The organism is Paraburkholderia sp. BR13439, from assembly GCF_040948805.1.
GTDB classification, from domain to species: domain Bacteria; phylum Pseudomonadota; class Gammaproteobacteria; order Burkholderiales; family Burkholderiaceae; genus Paraburkholderia; species Paraburkholderia youngii.
This window is the reverse complement of record NZ_JBFPKN010000003.1, coordinates 145,847-166,196: the sequence shown is the minus strand read 5'-3', so window position 1 is coordinate 166,196 and position 20,350 is coordinate 145,847. Positions and strand designations below refer to the sequence as shown.

Sequence of the window (20,350 nt, the reverse complement as noted above, 5' to 3'; positions counted from 1 at the left end):
CACCCGAACGCAGGGTGCGTTCCGACGGCTGAGCGCACCGCGCCGCAAGCGCTCGCGCCGACGCCGCGAACCGCGCATTCGAGCCCACGCGACGCGTTACTGCTGCACGCCCCAGCGCCGCACGGTCACGCGTTCGAGCGTATCGAACACGAGATGCTCGACCAGCAGACCAATCACGATCACGGCAGCGAGCCCCGCGAAAACGCGATCCGTATACAGCTCGTTGCGATTCTGAAAGATGTACCAGCCGAGCCCGCCGCTGCCCGAACTCGCGCCGAACACGAGTTCCGCGGCGATCAGCGTGCGCCATGCAAACGCCCAGCCCACGCGCAGGCCGGCCAGGATCGACGGCAGCGCCGCCGGCACGAGGATCAACAGCACATGACGCAGACCTGTCAGACCGTAATTGCGTCCGGTCATCTTCAGCGTCGCGGGAACCGACTGAAAGCCAGAAAAGGTATTGAGCGCGAGCGGCCACAGCACTGCATGCACGAGCACGAACAGCAGGCTGCCGGTGCCGAGCCCGAACCACAGCAACGCGAGCGGCAGCAACGCGATGGACGGCAACGGGTTGAACATCGCGGTCAGCATCGACAGCAGATCGCGGCCCACGCGCGTCGACACCGCGAGCGATGTCAGCACGAACGCAAACGCGGCGCCGAGTAGATAGCCGCGCAGCAGCACGGACATCGATACCGCCGTCTTCGCGAGCAGTTCGCCGGACCACACGCCTTGCACGAACGCGCTCAGGGTCGCGCCGAAGGTCGGCAGCAGCAGATCGTTGTTGATCACGCGCGCGGCGATTTCCCACGCGGCGATCAGCACGAGTGCGATCAGTGTCTTGCGCAGCCAGCCGTGCGCGAAGATCCGCCTCGTCGCTGGCAACGGCGTTTCGATCGCGAGGTCGCCGGGTGCTTCGAGCGGACGTTCGTATTCGTCGCGCACGGGCGGCAGCAACGTGACAGGAGTACTCATTGCACTGTCTCCGTCTGTTCGAACAGCAGGTGATGAATCCGCGCGACGCTGCGCTGAAAATCGGCGCGGCCGAAGCTGTCCTGCGAATATTGATGGCTGTTCAGTTCCGCGCGCACGCGGCCCGGATGCGGCGACAGCAGCAGAATCCGGTTGCCGACCACCAGCGCCTCTTCGATCGAATGCGTGACGAACAGCAGCGTGAAGTTCACCTCTTCCCATAGCCGCAGCAGTTCTTCCTGCATCTTGCGGCGCGTCAGCGCGTCGAGCGCGGCGAACGGTTCGTCCATCAGCAGCACGCGCGGCTGCATCGCGAGCGCACGCGCGATCGCGACGCGCTGTTTCATGCCGCCCGACAACGTGTGCGGATACGCGTGCGCGAACGCCGCGAGCCCGACCTTGTCGAGGTAATGCAGCGCGCGTTCGAGGGCTTCGGCCTTCGACAGTTTCTTCGCGACTCGGAGCGGAAACGCGACGTTCTGCACGACCGTCTTCCACGGCGGCAACTGGTCGAACTCCTGAAACACGACGATGCGATCGGCGCCCGGTCCGCGCACGCGCTGACCGTCGAGCGAAATGCTGCCCGCGCTCGGCTCGATGAAACCGGCCACCGCCTTCAGCAGCGTCGACTTGCCGCAACCGGACGGCCCGAGCAGCACGAAGCGGTCGCCGCCGTAGACGTCGAAGCTGACGTCGTGCGTCGCGCGCACGATCCGCTCGCGCGTGCGGTACTCGAGGTTGACGTTCTTGACCGCGAGCAGTTTGCCGCTGGTTGCCGCGGCTTTCCGTGCGGCGTCGTCGGGAAACAGAAGCGTGGGATTGGCCACCATCAAAGCGCTCCCTGCGAGTGAACCGGATCGACCGGCGAGTGTTGCCGCGTACCGCGCAGCGCCACGAAAACGCGCAACGTCATGCTCAGCTCCCCGCCGCCGTCGCCGGATCGTCGAAGAAATAGTCCTTCCACGACGACGGCTCGTTCCTGATCGCGCCGACGCGATACATGAACTGTGCGAGCCCGAAGGTGTTCTGCGGCACGATCTTGAACTGCACCTGCGGGTTCGTGATGACTTTCACGAGCAGGTCGCGATCGATCTTCGACTGATTGGTGCGGATATAGATATCGGCCGCGCCCTGCGGATTCGCGTTGATGTACTTCGCCGCATCGGCGAGCGCATCGACGAACGCGCGATACGTCTTCGGGTTGTCATGGCGGAATTTTTCGGTCGCATAGAGGACCGTCGCCGAGCTCGGGCCGCCGAGTACATCGTACGAATTGAGCACGATATGCGCCTTCGGATTGCCGGCCAGTTCCTGCTCCTGGAACGGCGGATTGCCGAAATGCCCGGTGATTTCAGTGCCGCCCGCGATGATCGCCGCGGCTGCGTCCGGATGCGGCAACGCCTGCGTGTACTTGTCGAGCCGGTTGTATTCCTTGTCGCCCCAGCGCTTCGCCGCCGCGTATTGCAGCACGCGCGATTGCACCGACACGTTGACCGCCGGCAGCGCGATGCGGTCCTTCTGGGTGAAGTCAGCGATCGTCTTCACGTCGGGATTGTTGCTGACCAGGTAGTACGGCAGATTGCCGAGCGACGCGACGCCCTTCACGTTCTGCTTGCCGTGCGTGCGATCCCAGATCGTCAGCAGCGGGCCGACGCCCGCGCCGGCGATATCGACCGCGCCCGACAGCAACGCATCGTTGACCGCCGCGCCGCCCGACAGCTTGACCCAATCGACCTTGATGTCGAGGCCCTGCTTGCGCCCTTCGCTTTCGATGAAATGCTGATCGCGCGCCACGTTCAGCAGCAGATACACGATGCCGAACTGCTCGGCCACGCGAATCTCGCCCTCGGCATGCGCGGGAGCGCTGACGACGGCGCCCATCGAAAGACTCAGCAGTAGTGCCGTCAAACGGCGGACAAACGACGGCCGTGCGGCGGTCGGGTGAAATCGGCTCAGCATTGAAACTCCAGTCGGCGTGCGGTGTGACGGTGTCGTTGTGATGGAAAGCGTCGCTCAGCGTGGCACGTCGCCCTCGATCGTCGTGCGATACAGCTTGCGCCGCAGGTGGTCGGGCGTGCCGGCGGCGAGGTGCATCAACGAGCGGTTGTCCCAGAACACCATGTCGTGCTCGGCCCATCGATGCCGGTACAGATGCTCGGGCCGCACGCTGTGCGCGAACAGCTCGTCGAGCAAGGCGCGGCTCTCGTCTTCCGGCAAACCGATCACGCGTGTCGTGAAGTGCTCGCTGACGAACAGCGCCTTGCGCCCCGTCTCCGGATGCGTACGCACGATCGGATGCACGACCGGCTTCACCTGCGCGATCTGCTCGGCCGACAGATTCGGCCGCCACGGGCTGCGCTTCTGCAACTCCGCGTATTTGGCCAGGTACGTGTGCTCCGCGCTGCGTCCTTCCACCGCGCTGCGCAGATGCGCGGGCAACGTATCCCACGCCAGGTGCATGTTCGCGAACAGCGTATCGCCGCCTTCGGCCGGCAGCTCCTGCGCGTGCAGCAACGAGCCGAGGCTCGGCTTTTCCTTGTACGACAGGTCGGAGTGCCAGTAGTGGCCGGCGTCGCCGAGACCGACCGGCTTGCCGTTCTCGATCACGTTCGATACGACCAGCACCTCGGGATAACCTGCGAGGCCAAACTGATGCAGCACATGAATCTGCAGCGGGCCAAAGCGGCGGCTGAACGCGATCTGCTGGTCCGGCGTGATGCGCTGGTCGCGAAACACGAGAACGTGGTGGTCCAGATGCGCGCGGTGGATGCGCGCGAAATCGTCGTCGCCGAGCGGATGGCCGAGATCGAGGCCGAGCACTTCGGCGCCGAGCGGCGCATCGAACGCGCGAATCTCGAAGGATTGCGTCGCAGTAGCGGAAGCGGTAAAAGCAGCGGCGGTAGTCGTCACAGGCGTCTCTTCGTCGAAACTATTCAGCGGGCGCCTAACGGCGCGGTCAGTGCGACGAATGTACCGGCCCGCGTGCGCGATGCCAACGAAGCAAATCCGATACGGTTATCTGCTGGAGTGATAAACCCGATGCTGCAATGTCTTTCGGCGCATCAGAACTTCGGCAGACCCGGTGGATTGCTTTCGGAGCGCGCCAACGCTTCCGACTCGATGCCCCAGTGCGCAAGCGAGCGCCGATAGGCGCCATTCGCGATCAGTCCGTTCGTCGCGACCGTCAGCGCATCCATCAAGCCGACGCCCTTGCGGGTGGCGATCGCCACATCCGCGCGCGCCGGCCAGCCGGCGTTCAGCGTACCCACCTCGCGGATCGCGCCGGTAGTGGCCGCATCGTAGGCAAGCGGCGCGTTCGGATTGAATACGACGTCGGCGCGGCCCGATAGCAACGCAATGCGGCTCGCGGCGTCATCGTCGAAGTACTGGAACTCGACCGGCTTCAAACCCTTCGCGACGTTCTGCCGGTTCCATTCGAGGATGATCTTTTCCTGGTTCGTGCCCGAGGTCGTAATAAGGCGGAGGCCCGCAATATCCTGCGGCTGAGCGATCTTCCTGATCGGACTCGCGGTTTTCACGTAGAAGCCGTGCAGTCCTTGCCGGTACGTCGTGAAATCGAACTTCTCCTTGCGCTGCTCGGTGACGCCGACGTTCGAGATCACCGCGTCGTACTTGCCCGAGGCGAGGCCGAGCGGCCAGTCGGCCCATGCGATCGGCACGAGGTTCAGCTTCAATCCGAGCGAATCGGCGATCAGTTGCGCGTAGTCGGCATCGGAACCGACGACGGTACGCGCATCGGTCGCATAGGTCGCGGTCGGCGGCAGGTGCGGCGAAATCGCGACCGTGAAGTTGCCGTCGTTCGCAAAGCGGTAGTGGTTGCCGATAGCCGCGATCGCTGCCGGATTCTTCGGCGCGCGAACGCGGCCTGGCTGCTCGGGGCTCAGGTCCACCGTGCCGTGCGGCGCCTGCGCCGCATGTGCTACGTCGAGCGCATTGCGCAAGAGCAGCGCGCCGAGCGCCGTACCGGCCAGAATGAATTGACGTCGATTGGTCATTGATAGGGATCAGTCTGCAATCACAGGACGCGCGACAGAAACTCGCGCGTGCGCGCATGGCGCGGTTCGTTCAATACTTGCGCGGGCGGGCCCGACTCGATCACGCGTCCGCGATCCATGAACACGATCGTGTCCGCCACTTCGCGCGCAAAGCCGATCTCGTGCGTGACGATCAGCATCGTCGTGCCCGAACGCGCGAGCGCCTTGATCACGTCGAGCACCTCGTTGACGAGTTCGGGATCGAGCGCCGAAGTCGGCTCGTCGAACAGCAACACCTTCGGTTTCAGCGCCAGCGCGCGCGCAATCGCCACGCGCTGCTGCTGCCCGCCCGACAACTGACGCGGCCACGCATGCGCCTTCGCTTCGAGACCGACACGCGCGAGCAAACTCAGCGCAAGACTCTCCGCTTCCGCGCGCGACAGACGTCCCAACGCGACCGGCGCCTCGATGATGTTTTCCAGCACGGTCAGATGCGGGAACAGATTGAAGCTCTGAAACACCATGCCGACCTCGACGCGGCGTCGCAGGATCTCTGACTCCTTGAGCTCATACAACGTATCGCCATCGCGTCGATAGCCGATCAGCTCGCCGTCGATATCGATCAGTCCACCGTCCACGCGCTCCAGATGATTGATCGTGCGCAGCAGCGTCGATTTGCCGGAGCCCGATTGGCCGAGAATCACGGTGACACTGCCGGGGCGCATCGTCAGCGACACGTTGTCGAGCACCTTCAGCGTGCCGAAACTCTTCGATACCTGCTGGATCGCGATGCGCGCGCCGTCGCGTTGATCGGCCCAGCGTTGATCCAGGGAGGCGCCTGCACGTGCATTGTCTTTTGCTTCTCCAAGCGGCTCGGCGGGCGCAACGCCGCCACCGCGCGCAATACCCACGCTTTTCAGCAGCGCGCCGAAAGCGGACGGCACCGCGCTACGCTTCACGCCGCGCGAGAAATGCCGCTCCACATAAACCTGTATCGCCGACAACACGGTCAGAATGATCAGATACCAGACCGTCGCGACCATCAGCAGCGGAATCACTTCGAGATTGCGTCGATAGATGATCTGCACGGTGTAGAACAACTCCGGCATCGCGAGCACATAGACCATCGACGAGCCCTTCGCGAGCGCGATCAGATCGTTGAACGCGGTGGGCAGGATCGCGCGCATCGCCTGCGGCAGCACGATGCGCCGGGCCTGGCGCTCGCGCGGCAAGCCGAGCGCGGCGGCCGCTTCGAGCTGACCGTGGTCGACCGACTGAATGCCGCCGCGAATCACTTCCGCCGAAAACGCCGCGTGATTGAACGTCAGGCCGAGCACCGCGGCGAGAAACGGGCTGATCAGCTCGGTGGTCGGCACATCGAGAACGACGAGGCTCGTGAACGGCACGCCTAGATGTACCGTCTCGTACAGGTAGCCGAGGTTGTTCAGGATCAACAGCAGCACGATCAGCGGAACCGAGCGGAACAACCACACGAACGCCCACGCGCAGCCCGCAAGCAGCGGCGAACGCGATACGCGCGCGAGCGCGATCGGAATGCCGAGCGCGAAGCCGAACACCGCGCCGAGCGCGGTCAACAGGAGCGTGCGGCCGAGCCCGGACAATACCGGCTCGGACAGAAACCATTGCGCGAAGACATTCCAGCCCCAGCGCGGATTGCCCAAGACCGATTCGAGCACGATGCCGATCAGCGCCACGGCCGCCACGGTGCCGGCGAGGCGTGCGCGGTTTTTCGCGGGCACGATGCGATAGTCGGCGCGCTCGCGCAACGTGTCGGCGTGCGCGGCGGCGAGTTGCGGATTCGCGAGTTCAGCGGTGTCGTTCATCGTCGTCTGCTCCGCGCTTTCAGGCCACGGCAGCCGCGTTGGCCGTCTCGGCCGGGTCTGCCAACCCCGCCGCCGCCACATAGCGGCTCGCCTTGCGCGGCAAGCCGAGATGATCGCGCAGCGTCGAGCCCGTCAACGTGCGCTCATAGCGCCCGCGTCGTTCGAGTTCGGGGACCACGTAGCGCACGAAATCGTCGAGACCCTGCGCCTGCACCGCGAAGCCGAGGATGAAACCGTCGGCTGCGCCGGCGTCGAGCCAGCGGATCAGTTCGTCCGCGATCTGCGCGGGCGTGCCGAGAAAATGCGTGCGCGGCGTGGCGACTTCGAGCGCGACCTCGCGCAATGTCCAACCCTTGCTGCGCGCTTCGGCCTTGATGCGGTCGGTGGTCGAACGGAAACTGTTGCGGCCGATCTCCCCTAGCTCGGGGAACGGTTGGTCGAGCGGATACTGCGTGAAGTCGTGGTGATCGAAATAACGGCCGAGATACGCGAGCGCTTCGTCGATCGTCAATAGCTCGCGAATCGCGCGGTATTTCGCTTCCGCTTCCTCGTGTGTCGCGCCGACGATCGGGCTGATGCCGGGGAAGATCTTCACGTCGTCGCGGCTTCTGCCATGTTCGACCGCGCTGTCTTTCACGCGCTGCGCGAACGCGCGCGTTTCTTCGATCGACACCGAATGCGTGAACACCGCGTCCGCGTATTTGCCGGCGAGCGCGATGCCGGCATCCGACGAGCCCGCCTGGAAAATCACCGGCTGACCCTGCGCCGAGCGCTGAATATTGAGCGGCCCCGCCACCTGGAAGAACTTGCCCTCGTGATCGAGTGTGTGCAGCCGGTCGCGTTCGAAGAAGACGCCGCGCTCGCGGTCGCGCACGAACGCGTCGTCGTCCCAGCTATCCCACAGGCCTTGCGCGACGCTCAGGTATTCGTCGGCGATCTCGTAGCGCAGCGCATGCTCGGGGTGCGAGCCGCCGTAGTTCTTCGCGGTGCCTTCGAGCGGCGTCGTGACGACGTTCCAGCCCGCGCGCCCGCCGCTGATCAGATCTAGCGACGCGAACTGGCGCGCGACGGTGAACGGATCGCTATACGACGTCGATACCGTGCCCGCAAGCCCGATCTTCGACGTGACCGTCGCGAGCGCCGACAGGATCGAGATCGGTTCGAAGCGGTTCAGAAAGTGCGGAATCGATTTCTCGTTGATGTACAGACCATCGGCGACGAACGCGAACGCGATGCCGTGTGCCTCGGCCTTGCGCACCGTATCGACGAAGAAATTCAGGTTCACGCTCGCATCGGCGGGTCCGGCCGGATGCTTCCACGAATTCATATGGCTGCCGGCGCCCTGCAGCATGATGCCGAAATTGAGTTTGCGATGGCTCATCGGATAGTCCGCCACTCGTTGAGTGTTCGTTGGAGAGATCACGCGTAGGCCGGCTCGATCGTGCTGCCGAGCAGCTCGACCGAGCGCAGGCGCGCCGGATAGTGTTGCAACGGCGAATCGATGACGAATTCGTCGATGCCGTAGCGGCGGCTCAAGGCGTCGAGCTGGTCGCGGACATCGTCGGTCGTGCCCTTGACGACGTGCGGATGGCGCTCTTCGATCGTGTAGCCGCTCGCGCCCGCCTGGCGCGCGTATTCTTCCGCGGCTTCGGGCGTCGCCAGATTCAGGCTTTGGCCGCTGGCCAGTTGCAGCCTGAAGATGCGCAGCGGCCCGGTGAGCCGCTCGGCTTCGTCGCGCGTCGCCGCGGCGACCGCGTACAGTGCGAGCAACGGCGCACGGCCGCTCGCATCGCGGTACGTCTGCACGGTGCGCTCGATGTTCGCCTCGTCGCCGTTGAAGTGTCCGGCGTAGCAGAACTGCCAGCCCTGCTTTGCCGCGAGCGCCGCGCTATCCGGACTGCCACCGAGCAGAATGCGCTCAGGCAGCGTCGGCGGAGCCGGAAACGCGAGCGCGCCCGCGAGCGCATGGTCCGGTTCGACGCCCGCGCCGAGAAACGCATCGAGTTGCGCGAGCTGCGTGTTGAAGCCGGGCTTGCTCTTCTTGTCGTGCAGCCATTGCAGCGCGCGGGTGGTCTGCGGCAGTCCGCCGGGCGCCTTGCCGATGCCGAGATCGACGCGCCCGGGTGCGAGCGCCGCGAGCAGCCTGAAGGTCTCCGCGACCTTGAACGGGCTGTAGTGCTGCAACATCACACCGCCCGAGCCGACGCGAATCCGCGACGTATGCGCGAGCACATGCGAGACGACGATCTCAGGCGCCGAACTCGCGAGGTTGGGCGCGCCGTGATGCTCGGCGATCCAGAAGCGCTTGAACCCGAGCGTTTCGGCGCGCTTCGCGAGCGACACCGTGAAGCGCAACGCCTCGGCCGCGCTCGCACCCGCGGCAATCGGGCTTTTATCCAGCAGCGATAGCGAAAAGGTCATGGGATGGCAGATCGACGAAGAAAGAGAAAAAGCGCTGACGCACTCAGGATTTCGGCAATCCCGGCGGATTGGTCGCGGCCTTGTCGATCGCTTCGGAGCCGAGATTCCAGCGCTCAAGCACCGCGCGATACTGGCCTTTGCCGATCAGATCGTTCAGCGCGATCGTTACCGGCGCGGCGAGACCGCTGCCGCGGCGCGTCGTCACCGCGACTTCTGCGGTACGCGGCCAACCGCCGCTGACGGTGCCCACCTGGCGCGTCTTGCCATGCGTGGCCGAGTCGTACAGCAGCGCCGCGTTGACGCTGAAGATCGCGTCGGCACGCCCCGATTGCAGCGCCACCGATTTGACCGCATCGTCGTCGTAGTACTGCACCTGGATCGGCTTCAATCCATGCGCGACGTTCTGCTTGTCCCATTCGAGCAGGATCTTTTCCTGGTTCGTGCCGGCGTCGGTAATCACGCGCAGGCCCGCGACATCCTTGGGTTCGCGGATCGATTTGATCGGGCTGTCGGTCTTCACGAAGAAGCCGACCTCGTCGCGCCGGTAGGTCGAGAAGTCGAACTTGGCCTTGCGCTCCTCGGTCACGGTCACGTTCGAAATCACCGCGTCGACCTTGCCGGAAGCGAGCGCGAGCGGCCAGTCCGGCCAAGCGAGGATCACGACATTGAGCTTGCGGCCGAGGCTGTCCGCGACGAGTTGCGCGAGATCGGGATCGAAGCCGACCACGGTCTTCGCATCGGTGGCATAGGTGCTGATCGGCGGATGCGCGACGACGATGCCGACGGTCAGTTCGTCTTTCGCGACGAACGGGAAGTTCGCCGGCACCGCCTTGGCCGCGGCTGCATCCTGTTCGGCGCGCACGCGGCCGTGCTGGTCGGGACTCAGATCGAAGCCCGTCGCGCCAAACGCGTTGCCGCTGACATAGAACATGGCCGCCAATACGAGCGACGACAACTGCAGACCTGTTTTCATGAGATATCCGTCGAAGTGTGAGGAGATAGGAGTGCGGCGTTTAGCGGACAACCAGATCGGCGTCTTTCGCGCGCAGGTCGTCGAGCGTGTCGATGCGTTGCGGCGCGAGCAGGTTCTTGCCGAAGCGAAGATGCACGTGCACTTCGGGAGGCAACGCGGTATCGAACAGCTTCGTATAGCCGGTGCGTTCGTAAAGCGCCCATGCTTCGGGCTGCTTGAAACCGGTAGTCAGATAGATGCGCGAGTAGCCCTGCGCGAGCGCACGCGCTTCCAGTTCCCGCACGACCTGTCGCGCGAGTCCCTGGCGGCGCAGATCGTCGCGCGTCCAGATGCGTTTGAGTTCCGCGGTACGCGCGTCGTAGCGCTTGAACGCGCCGCCCCCGATCGTCTCGCCGTCGCGAATCAGCAGAATGAATGCGCCGTGCGGCGGTGCGAACAGGTCGGCCGGATAGCGCGCCATCTCCTGCGCGGCGGCCGCGCCGCCGTCCTTTCGATAATCTTCGTAGCGGGTCGCGTATTCGTGCAGCAGCGCGTCGAGCAGCGGTTGCGCACGGGGATCGAGTGGCGTGGTGTCAACGACGAGAGTGCGCATGAACGATCGACACGAGGTCGTCGGATAGTCAGGAGCTCATACGATAGCGTGCAGCCGCGTTGCCGCTAACCAAGCAATTTCTCTATCTTTATCTGGTCTCGCGATTGGCTGCGATAGCGGCAAACGCGCTGCAATTGCGTAGCGCAACACCCATGGCACGCCGAGATGCTCCGGTCGAAACTCGGTGACAACAGCTTGCCGAAAACATTACAAGCTGCTGTCAAATACCGTGCACCCTGACGGCACGGGTACGGTAAAGAAGCATGACTGCCTCGGCCGCATTTCGCATGAGCTGATTCAGGTGATGCCCGACAAGCGCACCGTGCTGATGGGCGATGACGCGATCCGTGAGGGGATTTCATCTAATTCGTGCGATACCACCGCCATATCTTCATAATTGCCAGATAGGCCAGCGTCGCCACGATCAGTTCGATCGTCACCCAGAAGACGAAATACAGATCATCGGGATCGCCGACACCGAGCCAATCCGAAGCGCGCCACCACGCACGGGCTTCGCTTGCTGACCACTCATTCGATAGCGGGATATAACGAACTGAAATCAGAAACAATCCGATAAACAGCGCGATCTTTAATACCTTACGGGCAAGTGTTGCCATACGTTGCGACCTCAATAGTTCCGTATGCGTCAAGCCCGGAGTTACCGGCGCGGATTGTTTTCGTGTGCAGCAACCCCGAGCGGATTCTCAGGAAGTCAACACGGCTCGGCAGGGTAATGCAGCCTAGCGAAACACCCCGACAACCTGCCGGATGCAACCGGAACTGTCACCGTAAGCGCGCGTGCCACTGGCGCGCTACAGGTCGATTCCGGATTGGCCGCTGCTTTCGTCGGGGCAAAAAAGACGCGCCACAGGGGCGCGCAAAACATTTGCATCACAGATAGAAGAGCCAAAAGAACCGCCACCTCAGCAGGAACGACATACCGCGAGGCGACAGTTCAATACTAGGTGCATGTGCCGAGTGCCGGTTTCAGACGACTCCGAAAAGCCCGGGGCGTGGGTGATGGTCGTCAACTCTCCTGGGCGAATAAAGGTTCGTCGCAGGAAAATCGTGAAGCTCTGGGGAGCAATTGCGAAGGTCTGGAGGCAGACGATTGAACTGATCGTGGCGGCGCTGTCTTATGCGGCGATCATGAAGCTATCGCAGTGGTATCGCGCGAGACAGTAAATGCAAGGACCCGTTGCCGCCGTTTCTTTAGCGTGTGTGAGCGCCAATGGTCGCGGAATACAGACGTTAAACCCGACTCCGACAACGCAGAGCGCGGAAGGGCCGTGCGAAATCCGGAATCGCGCACATGCGCACATGCGCTCAGGCGCTCAACACCGTCAAGTTACGGGTGGTTGTACATCGCGTTCCAGTCAGCCTTCGACACCGCCGGGCGACCTTCGTCCGACGAACCACTTGCGGCACCGCCGTAACTACCGTTTGTTGCAACTTGCTGCGCGGCGACCTTCGCTTCTGCGGCTTGGATCGCGTCTGGATAGTGCGCTTGATCGCCATCACCACCGCGATAACCCGCCTTCTGAAGCTGAACAAGCTCCGCGCGCACCTGGGCGCGGGTAACCGGGCCATTCGACTGGGCGAACGAGGCAACCGGCACTACGACTGCAACGGCAACTGCAACGGCCTTGATGAGGGACTTCATGATGCTCCATCGACTTTTGTTAGTGGTGCGACAACGTGTCTGCACCGACAGCGAAAGTCTAGGAGCCTTCCGTCCGAGGGTTAACCCCTAGTATTCGAAGGCATTGTTCCAATTGGCAGCAGAATGCTGGCATCTTCGCGCGAATGCCCTTCCGGCGACGCGAAGCGGCCTTAGTGAGGGCAACTGGCTATCGCACGAACGCCAAGCGCGTGCCGCGCTGGCAGGTGCCGGCGTCTCGCGGACGTCGGTCGAGACAGCGTCAAGCGATCCAAATGCGCCCCCACCCGCTTCAGCGGACCACTTCTTCAGCGAGATGAAATAGGCAATCCCCTCGCCTGACAAGCGCGGGCACCCGCTTGCATACGACTTCGCCATCGCTCGCGAAATGACAGGTCACCGGCTCTTTGAGCGGCGTGTCCGGGAAATGAATGCGCGCCGCGGGCTGCCCTGCGACCACCCGCTCGCCGAGTTCAACCAGCGGCTCGAACAGACCGTTGTCGTATGCGTACACATAGTGACGCGCGCCCGAGACGCGCAGGAAGCGCGTGTCGGCAGGCGGCGCATCGGGCACGAGCGGACCGCTCAATGCGCCGATCGCGCCGAGAAAGTGCAGCAGGCCGTGGCGCGCTTCGCGAAGCAGCGCGGCATCGACTGTCCCGCCACCGCCCAGCTCAGCCGTGATCGACAGCGCCCCTTGCCGGCGCGCGGCAGTCGCCGCATGCACCGGGTTCTCCGCATGCAAAAACGCGTTCGGCAACCCGAAAGCGCGTAATGCGCGTTGCAGCCGCTCATTCTCTGCGTCGTCGCGCGGATCGATCGCGAGCATGTTGTTGCCGCGATAAAGCAGCGAGCTGCCGCCGGAATGAAGATCGAGCAGATAGTCCGCGCGCGCGAGCAGAACATGCTCGATGTAATGCGCGATCACCTGCGTCGGAGAACCTTGCGGATCGCCCGGAAACGTGCGGTTGAGATTGCCGTCGTCGAGCGGTGACGTGCGAAGGCCCGCCTCGGCCGCTGGCGCATTCGCTTGCGGCAACAGGATCAGTTGACCGGCAACCTGGGCCGCGTCGATTTCGCGAATCAGCGTCGACACGAGGATCTGCCCTTCGTACTCGTCGCCATGATTGCCGGCCATGATCAGCACGACCGGACCCGTGCCATTGCGTATCGAAGCGATCGGAATCGGCAGCCAGCCATACGCGGACCGATGCACGGAATGCGGCAAGCGCAGATAGCCCGCATGCTTGCCCTGAGCATCCAGATCGAGTTCACTGCGAATCGGATTGCTCGGCGTAAGGGTTGAACTCATTGCTTCGCTCGCGCAAGTAACGGCCTTCTAGCCGTTGCAGCTAGACGCCGAATGGAAACTGCCATTTGAACTTCGTTTCGCCGTTCGCCGCCGCATGACCCGAACGAAAGCGGCGCTTCAGCAGCCACGTCGCACCGTACTGCAGCGTCGAACACAGCAGCAGATAAACGATGCCGACGAACAGAAAGATCTGCACCGGATACACCATCAGCCGATTATTGACCTGGTTGGCGAGAAACGTAAACTCGGGCACGCCGACGATATAAGCGAGCGACGTGTCCTTGATCAGCGTGACCCACTGATTGACGAACGACGGCATCATGATCCGTATCGCCTGCGGCAGTTGCACGTACCGCAGCGCCTGCCAGCGCGTCATGCCGAGCGACGCGGCCGCTTGCGCCTGCCCCGCGCCGACCGCGGCGACGCCTGCCTGCACCGAATGCGACAGATACGCGCCGCCGATCAGCGCGAGCGCGCAAATCACGGTGGCGAGGCCGGGCACGTCGATGTGCAGCAGTATCGGCATCAGGAAGAAGGTCCAGAAGATCAGCATCAGCACCGGGATCGCGCGAAAGAAGCCGACCAGGGCAGTGAGCGCCAGATGCGCGGCGCCGCGCGTCAGCGACAATGCAATGCCGCCGGCGAGACCGACCAAAGCCGACAGCAACGCCGAGACGATCGACATCACGACCGTCAGCGCCGCGCCGCCGAGCGGCCCATCGGGGAACGTGCCGAGCAGCAGATAACGCAGCGACGGCAGCCATTCGAGCGCGCTCATCAATGCCCTCCTTGCCAGAGCCGCAGGGCGCCACGTTTCCACACCAGCAACACGGCTTCGATAACCGCGATGATCGCGATATAGAGCACCGTCGCCGCGCCGAATGCCTGAAACGTCTTGAAGGTTTCCGTATCGACCTGCCGCGATACATACGACAGTTCCGCGAGCCCGATCGTCATCGCAAGCGACGAGTTCTTCACGAGGTTCATGTACTGCCCAGCAAGAGGCGGCGTCGAGATCCGGATCGCCTGCGGCAGGATCACGTGACGGAACGCCGCGAGCGGCGTAAGGCCCAGCGCCGCGGCGGCCTGATGCTGCGCGTCCTTGACGCCGCGCATACCCGCGCGAAATTCCTCGCCGACGAACGCGGTCGTGTAGCACGTAAGCCCGACCCAGCCCGCGACGAATTCGAACGGAGGCCACGCAATCGTCCAGCCAAATAGCGAGACCGTGTGCGACGCATTGAGCCATTCCATCCACGGCTGCGGCAACAACGTCGCAGCCCCGAAGTACCAGAACAGCAATTGCACGAGCAACGGCGAATTGCGAAACGCCAGTACGTATAGGGCGGCCGCGCGCGCGAGCATGCCGTTGCGCGCATTACGCGCGAGCGCGAGCCCGAAGCCGGCGAACGTCGCCGCCGCGCCCGCGCAGGCCGACAACACCAGCGTCATCAGAAAGCCATGCGCGATCCACCCGAGGTACTTCGGTTCCAGCCAGCCGTACATTCTGCTCTTCTACTCAAGCGCTTTCGTTGCGCAATGAAAAGCGGCCCGCCGTTTTCACAGGGCAGGCCGGCTCCAAAACTTCCGTCGGATCAGCTCTTCTGCGGATCGCCGATCTTGAACAGACGCGGCAACGGCGCGCGGCTCTGCGGTCCGAACCAGTGGTCGTAGATCTTCGCGGCGCTGCCGTCCGCTTCGAGGCCCTTCAGCGTATCGTCGACGACGTTCAACAGACGCGTCTCGCCCTTCGGCACGCCGACACCTTCATAGTCGTTCGAGATCGTGAACGGCGGGATCTCGTAGTTCGCCTTGTCGGGCACGTTCGCGAGCAGCGCGACGAGCTTCGGGCCGTCCTGCGTGATCGCCTGCACGTTGCCGGCGCGCAGCGCGGCGAACGCGAACGGCGTGTCGTCGTAGGCGACGATCGTCGCGTTGGGGAATTGCGCGCGCACCTGCTGTTCGTTGGTCGTGCCCTTGTCGGCACCCACGCGCAGGCCGTTCACCTGCTGCGGCGACGTCAGTACGCCCTTCTTCGCGATGAACTGCGTACCCGACGCGAAGTACGGCGTGCTGAAATCGACTTCCTTCTTGCGCTCGTCGGTAATCGTGAAGTTTGCGAACACGAGGTCGACCTTGCCCGACTTCAGGAACGCGATGCGGTTCGCCGGATTGGTCGGCTGGATTTCGAGCTTCACGCCGAGCTTGTTCGCGACCGCACGCGCATAGTCGACGTCGAGCCCGGCGATCTGATTGGTCTTCGGATCGACGAAACCGAAAGGAGCGTTGCTGTCGAAGGTGGCGACGCGCAGCACGCCCGCCTTCTTGATGTCGTCGAGACGATCGGCGTGCGCTGCGCCGGAAATCGCGAGCAGCAACCCCATCACTGCTGCGCCAACGAATCTGATTTTCATGGTTAGGTCTTTGTATTGGATGTTTTATGTACGACGTGATTCACGACTGCCTCACGACAACGACGCACAGACTGTAACAACGCGCATCGCAATGGCGAACCAACTAAACGTCACGAGCTAAGCGGCGATTCGGATATGCGGCAGGTGCCTACTGCTTGCCTTTCCACGGCACCAGCCTGCGTTCGAGCGCGCGCATGCCGAGATCGAACAGCCACGCGATCAGGCCGATCAGCACGATCCCCATCACGACCACGTCGGTGCGCAGGAAGCTCGACGCGTTGAGCACCATCTGACCGAGCCCGGCAGTGGCGGCGACCATTTCGGCCGCGACCAGCGTGGTCCAGCCGAAGCCGATCGCGATGCGCAGGCCGGTCAGGATTTCGGGCAACGCCGCAGGCAACACCACGTGCAATACCACCTGGCGGAAATTCGCGCCAAGCGACCACGCCGCGTTGATCTGCTCGACGCTCGCGCTGCGCACGCCGGCACGCGCGGCCATCGCGATCGGCGCGAAACACGCGAGCCAGATCACGACGATCTTCGCAGTCTCGTCGATGCCGAACCAGATCACGACGAGCGGCAGATACGCGAGCGGCGGCAGCGGCCGGTAGAACTCCAGCGGCGGATCGAGCAGTCCACGCGCGACGCGGCTCACGCCCATCAGAATACCGACCGGTATCGCGGTGATGCTCGCGAGCGCGAACGCGCCGAACACGCGGATCGCGCTCCACAGCAGATGCTCGGACAACGGCAAGCCGCCCTGAATGCGGCCGTGCCATGCATCGACGAACGCATGCCAGACCGCGTCCGGTGCGGGTAGGAACAGCGGTGGTATCCAGTGCAGATGAGTCGCGGTCCACCACAGCAGCGCAAACACCGCGACGCAGATCACACTGAGCCACGCGGTCGGGCCTTCACCCGGCATGCCGCGATAAGGTCTGCGGCCGTGCGCCGCGCTGCGTAGCCGGGTCGCGTTAGGCGCTGTGTCCGGACGTGTCGGCGCGTGTTGTTGCGACGAATCGATCACGCTCATCAGGCGGCCTCACGCAATGTATCGTGCAGCCGCCGCGTCAGGCGCTCGCGCCACTCGATGAAAGCCGGCGACGACTTGACCGCGCGTGCATCGCGAGTCGCCAGATATTCGCGCGCGAATGGCAGTGCGTGGACTTCGGCGATGCGTCCAGGCCCCGGTGTCATCAGTACCAGACGCGTCGCGAGAAACAGCGCTTCCTCGACGCTGTGCGTGATGAAGAACACGGTCTTGTGCGTGCGCGTCCACACGTCGAGCACGAGTTCCTGCACCGTCTCGCGCGTCAACGCATCGAGCGCACCCATCGGCTCGTCCATCAGCAATATCTGCGGATCGCTCGCCAACGCGCGCGCAATACCCACGCGCTGCTGCATGCCGCCCGACAGTGCATGGATCTTCGCGTTCGCATGCCGTTCGAGCCCGACGAGCGCCAGGGTATGCCGCGCGATCTCGTGTCGCTGCGCACGCGCGATGCCGCGAAACCGCAAGCCGAGCGCGACGTTGTCGAGCACGTCGAGCCACGGCATCAGCGCATGCTTCTGGAACACGACGCCGCGCTCGGCACCGGGTCCGTCGATGGGCGTGCCGTTGAGCCGCACCTCGCCTTCGCTCGGATCGACGAAGCCGGCGATGCAGTTGAGCAACGTGGTTTTGCCGCAACCCGACGCCCCGAGCGCGACCACGAACTCGCCGCGCTCGATGCGCAGATCGACACCCGCGAGCGCGGGCTCGCTCGCACCGGCGTAGGTCACGCGCAGTCCGCGGATGTCGAGCATGCTCATCGCGCGGCCTGCTGCGCGAAGCGCGGATTCACGGCCGCGGAGTAGTCGGGCAACACGTTCTGGATCGTGCCCTGCGTCTTCAGGAACGCCGCCGTGGCCGCGAGCGATTGCGCCGCGCCCGACTGCTTGCCGCCGCCGAGCCAGGTCGGCGACGCCTGCTCCGCGGCGCTCGGGAACGCGTACAGCGCGAGGCTTGCGGGCACGTCGGCCGGTGCCGCGCCCGACTCCTGCGCAACCGCCTGCACCTGCTGCGAAGCCGCGGTCCAGTCGGCCTTGTGATCGCGGTACAGCGCGTCCGTATCGGCGAGCACCTTGACGAGACCCGCCATGAATGCCGTGTTGTCGCGCTCGAACTGCCGCGACGCGACAAAGCCGTCGAAGGTTGCCTTGCCGCTTCCCTTCGCGACTTCGCCCGACGTGATCAGCACCTTGCCGTTCTGCTTGACCTTCGCGAGCACGGGGTCCCAGATGTAGGTCGCATCGATATTGCCGCGCTGCCAGGCGGCGGCGACCTCTGGCGGACGCAGGTTAAGGATCTTTACCGACGACGGATCGACACCCGCCTGCTGCAACGCGACCAGCGCATGAAAATGCGACGTCGACACATACGGCACGCCGATCGTCTTGCCCTTCAGGTCGGTGATCTTCGTCACGCCCGAACCGTCGCGCGCGACCAGCGCTTCCGCGTCGTTGATGTTGTCGAGAATCCAGAACAGCGACAGGTCGACGCCTTGCGACAGGCCCGCCGCGATCGGGCTCGATCCCGCCTCGCCCAGCTGGATCGAGCCTGACGCCAGTGCGCGCACCACATCCGCGCCGCTGCCGAGCTTGCGATACGTGACCTTGTAGCCGGTCGCCTTTTCGACGGCGCCGGTGGCTTGCGCGTAACGCCACGGCACGACCATGTCCTGATAGCCGATCACGACTTCTCGGCTTTGCGCGTGCGCGGATGAAGCGAACGGCGAAAACGCGGCAATGCCGGCCGACGCCGCGACGAAGGCTGCGGCGCGCAACGCACGCCGCAGCTGACGGAGAGAGTGATTCATCGGAAGCCTTCGGGTTGGTCTGGATACGAAGAAGGTTCCGACTATAGGCATTTTCGACCGGCGCGGTTCCAACGAATCATGCATAGCTAATCACTGGAACGCAGCATTGCTTTTGCGTCGCGACTATCCGCCATAGCGCCAAAACTGCTTTGATTCTGAGCATTTGTTGGTTCGCTCGCGCCACCGTCCTGGTTACATTGGGGCGACCGCCACACGCGACCATAAGGACAATCGATGACACCGACCCGGGGATTTTCATTCTTCACGACAGCGCGCAACGCAATCACCACCGTCGGCGAGCGCAACCGCAGCCGACGCGGTTGGCTGAAGACCGCCGCGGCCGCGCTCGCACTCGGCGTCTTCGGGGCAGCCCACACCGCCCACGCCGCGCCGCTCGACGAGCTGAAACTCGACTATGCGTACTATTCGCCGGAAAGCCTCGTGATCAAGCGCAACGGCTGGCTCGAACAGGAGTTCGCCGCCGACCACACGCAAGTGAAGTGGGTACTGAGCCTCGGCAGCAACCGCGCGCTCGAATACCTGAACAGCGGCGCGATCGACATCGGCTCGACCGCGGGCCTCGCCGCCGTGCTCGGCAAGGCGAACGGCAATCCGATTCGCGCGGTGTACATCTATTCGCGGCCCGAGTGGACCGCCCTCGTCGTGCGCAAGGACTCGCCGATCAAAACCGTCGCCGATCTGAAGGGCAAGAAGATCGCGGCCACCAAGGGCACCGATCCGTTCCTGTTCACGTTGCGCGCACTGCATACGGCGGGGCTGTCGCGCGACGACGTCGAGATCGTCAACCTGCAGCATCCCGATGGCCGCACCGCGCTCGCCAATGGCCAGGTGGACGCGTGGGCCGGCCTCGATCCGCACATGGCGGCCGCGCAGATCGATGATGGCGCGCGGCTGCTGTATCGCAACCTCGACTTCAACACCTGGGGCTTCCTGAATGCGCGCGAAGACTTCATCCGCGACCATCAGGACGCGCTCGCGCGCGTGCTTAAGGTCTATGAAAAAGCCCGCGTCTGGATCGCCGCTCACCCTGATGACACCGCCAGGATCGTCGCGGAGGAATCCAAGGTTTCGCTGCCGGTCGCGAAACTGCAGTTGAGCCGCAACGACTTCAGCCAGCCTCAGCCTGGCGCCCGGCAGATTGCCGCGCTCAAAGCCGCTGCGCCGATCCTGGTCGACGAGCAACTCGTGAAGGGCGGCACCGATCTGAACGCGATCATCGATGCACTGGTCGACGCTAAAGTCGCGCAGCCGGTGATCGCGACGGCGAGCAATGGCTCCAAATGAAGCA

20 protein-coding genes and 1 pseudogene are annotated in these 20,350 nt (G+C 64.0%); 1 reads left to right on the top strand and 20 read right to left on the bottom strand.

Annotated features, from left to right (window positions below; all coding sequences use genetic code 11):
* Window positions 1–96: 96 nt before the first annotated feature.
* The 20 genes and pseudogenes from AB3X96_RS07540 to tauA all read right to left on the bottom strand — a co-directional run bounded on the left by AB3X96_RS07540 (window position 97) and on the right by tauA (window position 19,041).
* Window positions 97–975, bottom strand: coding sequence for an ABC transporter permease (locus AB3X96_RS07540; RefSeq protein WP_368589202.1), 879 nt, complete (start codon window positions 973–975; stop codon window positions 97–99).
* The gene (locus AB3X96_RS07535; protein ID WP_368589201.1) at window positions 972–1,802 is read right to left on the bottom strand and encodes an ABC transporter ATP-binding protein; all 831 of its coding nucleotides are present in this window, start codon (window positions 1,800–1,802) and stop codon (window positions 972–974) included. The genes AB3X96_RS07540 and AB3X96_RS07535 overlap by 4 nt, the downstream gene beginning before the upstream one ends.
* Before the next feature lie 85 nt (window positions 1,803–1,887).
* Window positions 1,888–2,931, bottom strand: coding sequence for an ABC transporter substrate-binding protein (locus AB3X96_RS07530; RefSeq protein ID WP_368589200.1), 1,044 nt, complete (start codon window positions 2,929–2,931; stop codon window positions 1,888–1,890).
* A 54-nt stretch (window positions 2,932–2,985) separates the two neighbouring features.
* A complete protein-coding gene (locus tag AB3X96_RS07525; RefSeq protein ID WP_368589199.1) occupies window positions 2,986–3,882 on the bottom strand; it encodes a TauD/TfdA dioxygenase family protein in 897 nt (298 codons plus the stop codon).
* Window positions 3,883–4,034: 152 nt separating this feature from the next.
* Window positions 4,035–4,988 (bottom strand): ABC transporter substrate-binding protein, encoded by a 954-nt coding sequence (locus AB3X96_RS07520; RefSeq protein WP_368589198.1) that lies wholly within the window; start codon window positions 4,986–4,988, stop codon window positions 4,035–4,037.
* A gap of 20 nt (window positions 4,989–5,008) precedes the next feature.
* Entirely contained in the window at window positions 5,009–6,811 is a 1,803-nt protein-coding gene (locus AB3X96_RS07515; RefSeq protein WP_368589197.1) for an amino acid ABC transporter permease/ATP-binding protein, read from the bottom strand.
* Between the two features lie 19 nt (window positions 6,812–6,830).
* A complete protein-coding gene (locus tag AB3X96_RS07510; protein ID WP_368589196.1) occupies window positions 6,831–8,192 on the bottom strand; it encodes an LLM class flavin-dependent oxidoreductase in 1,362 nt (453 codons plus the stop codon).
* Window positions 8,193–8,230: 38 nt separating this feature from the next.
* Window positions 8,231–9,232, bottom strand: a complete 1,002-nt coding sequence (locus tag AB3X96_RS07505) for an LLM class flavin-dependent oxidoreductase (protein ID WP_368589195.1) — start codon at window positions 9,230–9,232, stop codon at window positions 8,231–8,233.
* Between the two features lie 43 nt (window positions 9,233–9,275).
* On the bottom strand, window positions 9,276–10,163 hold the full coding sequence (locus AB3X96_RS07500; RefSeq protein ID WP_368589483.1) for an ABC transporter substrate-binding protein: 888 nt from the start codon (window positions 10,161–10,163) through the stop codon (window positions 9,276–9,278).
* An 82-nt stretch (window positions 10,164–10,245) separates the two neighbouring features.
* The gene (locus tag AB3X96_RS07495; protein WP_368589194.1) at window positions 10,246–10,797 is read right to left on the bottom strand and encodes a GNAT family N-acetyltransferase; all 552 of its coding nucleotides are present in this window, start codon (window positions 10,795–10,797) and stop codon (window positions 10,246–10,248) included.
* Between the two features lie 362 nt (window positions 10,798–11,159).
* Complete coding sequence (locus AB3X96_RS07490; protein ID WP_368589193.1) at window positions 11,160–11,414, bottom strand: hypothetical protein; 255 nt, start codon at window positions 11,412–11,414, stop codon at window positions 11,160–11,162.
* Window positions 11,395–11,577, bottom strand: a pseudogene (locus AB3X96_RS07485) (DUF2778 domain-containing protein); the annotation flags it as partial. The pseudogene AB3X96_RS07485 and the gene AB3X96_RS07490, both read right to left, overlap by 20 nt.
* A 568-nt stretch (window positions 11,578–12,145) precedes the next feature.
* Entirely contained in the window at window positions 12,146–12,460 is a 315-nt protein-coding gene (locus AB3X96_RS07480; protein ID WP_368589192.1) for a DUF4148 domain-containing protein, read from the bottom strand.
* A gap of 289 nt (window positions 12,461–12,749) precedes the next feature.
* Window positions 12,750–13,769, bottom strand: coding sequence for a succinylglutamate desuccinylase/aspartoacylase family protein (locus AB3X96_RS07475; RefSeq protein WP_368589191.1), 1,020 nt, complete (start codon window positions 13,767–13,769; stop codon window positions 12,750–12,752).
* A 40-nt stretch (window positions 13,770–13,809) separates the two neighbouring features.
* On the bottom strand, window positions 13,810–14,547 hold the full coding sequence (locus tag AB3X96_RS07470) for an amino acid ABC transporter permease (protein WP_368589190.1): 738 nt from the start codon (window positions 14,545–14,547) through the stop codon (window positions 13,810–13,812).
* Window positions 14,547–15,275, bottom strand: coding sequence for an amino acid ABC transporter permease (locus AB3X96_RS07465; RefSeq protein ID WP_368589189.1), 729 nt, complete (start codon window positions 15,273–15,275; stop codon window positions 14,547–14,549). The genes AB3X96_RS07470 and AB3X96_RS07465 overlap by 1 nt, the downstream gene beginning before the upstream one ends.
* Before the next feature lie 89 nt (window positions 15,276–15,364).
* Entirely contained in the window at window positions 15,365–16,183 is an 819-nt protein-coding gene (locus AB3X96_RS07460) for an ABC transporter substrate-binding protein (RefSeq protein WP_368589188.1), read from the bottom strand.
* Between the two features lie 148 nt (window positions 16,184–16,331).
* A complete protein-coding gene (locus AB3X96_RS07455; protein WP_368589187.1) occupies window positions 16,332–17,216 on the bottom strand; it encodes an ABC transporter permease subunit in 885 nt (294 codons plus the stop codon).
* Window positions 17,216–17,995 carry a taurine ABC transporter ATP-binding protein gene (locus AB3X96_RS07450; protein ID WP_176107539.1) on the bottom strand — a complete coding sequence of 260 codons (780 nt, stop codon included), beginning with the start codon at window positions 17,993–17,995 and terminating at the stop codon, window positions 17,216–17,218. Before AB3X96_RS07450 ends, AB3X96_RS07455 begins: the two co-directional genes overlap by 1 nt.
* On the bottom strand, window positions 17,992–19,041 hold the full coding sequence (gene tauA, locus AB3X96_RS07445; protein WP_368589186.1) for a taurine ABC transporter substrate-binding protein: 1,050 nt from the start codon (window positions 19,039–19,041) through the stop codon (window positions 17,992–17,994). Before tauA ends, AB3X96_RS07450 begins: the two co-directional genes overlap by 4 nt.
* A 234-nt stretch (window positions 19,042–19,275) precedes the next feature.
* Here tauA and AB3X96_RS07440 point away from each other — a divergent pair, with 234 nt between their 5' ends.
* A complete protein-coding gene (locus AB3X96_RS07440; protein ID WP_368589185.1) occupies window positions 19,276–20,346 on the top strand; it encodes an aliphatic sulfonate ABC transporter substrate-binding protein in 1,071 nt (356 codons plus the stop codon).
* Window positions 20,347–20,350: the final 4 nt, after the last annotated feature.